Annotated in this window: 1 protein-coding gene; it reads right to left on the reverse strand. The window is 52.0% G+C overall.

The features are described from left to right. Positions 1–145: 145 nt before the first annotated feature. Positions 146–1,015, reverse strand: an 870-nt coding sequence (locus GAC_RS05030; protein WP_050813519.1) for a hypothetical protein, incomplete at its 5' end; no start/stop codon positions are given.

Consider the following 1,015-nt stretch of genomic DNA (forward strand, 5'->3'; position numbering starts at 1 on the left):
TACCACAAAACCGCTGTTCGCTCAAGGCAAACCCACCGGCTAGGACCCCAAGCATCCAAGAAACCACGCTACACAGACGTGTAGCGTTGCAACACAAAATTGACAAAACTAGAGGAGAGGAGGATCCCCCCCCTTCCATTGAGCACTACACCCCAAGAGCAGTACTTGGTGTAGCAACCTCCGCAGCAACACTTGTCAAAGCGGTGCTGGGTGCTGGTTGCATCCCAGCAGCAGCAAGGGTCGCAATAGCAGTCGTAACAACACCTATCAAATCGGTACCGGGCGTAGATGTGGTGTCCATCTTACCAAGAGCCTGCAGCTTATCCGCTGCTCGTTTAAGAGCATCAGCAGCAGCGGCAAGTTCTGCTCGGGCAATCCTAGGTGCCCACTCAGCATCTATAGCGTCAAGCTCCTTCCTGAGTGATTCACGGGCAATCACAGGCCTCCACTCAGCATCTATAGCTTTGAGCTCCTTCCTGAGCTTAATCGTATGTCTACACTCAGCATCTATAGCGTCAAGCTCCTTCCTGAGTGATTCACGGGCAATCACAAGCCTCCACTCAGCATCTATAGCTCTGAGTTCAGCACGAAGTTCTCTACGAACTTGAGCAACACGTTCTTCACGCTCGCGTTTCTTCTTCTGTGCCTCGTGAATAATCACAGGCTCCCACCCGGCATCTATAGCTTTGAGCTCCTTACTAAGCTCTATACTACCAATGATAGCGCGAGATATACGCAAGAAGGTAATCGCGTGTTGCCACTGAGCATCTATAGCTTTGAGCTCCTTCCTGAGTGATTCACGGGCAATCACAGGCCTCCACTCAGCATCTATAGCTTTGAGCTCCTTCCTGAGTTCTGCACGAGCCTTAGCAGCGGTAATATGCTGCTGCATCACCCCTCCCAAGCATAAGAGGGACGCGCGAGCAGCAGCGGCAAGTTCTTGCCGCTGCTGCCGGTCTCCCCCTCCATTACAGGAATCTCCACACATACTAGCTTCCCGATCCACAACAAAAAA

It is taken from the genome of Anaplasma marginale str. Florida (genome assembly GCF_000215485.1).
GTDB classification, from domain to species: domain Bacteria; phylum Pseudomonadota; class Alphaproteobacteria; order Rickettsiales; family Anaplasmataceae; genus Anaplasma; species Anaplasma marginale.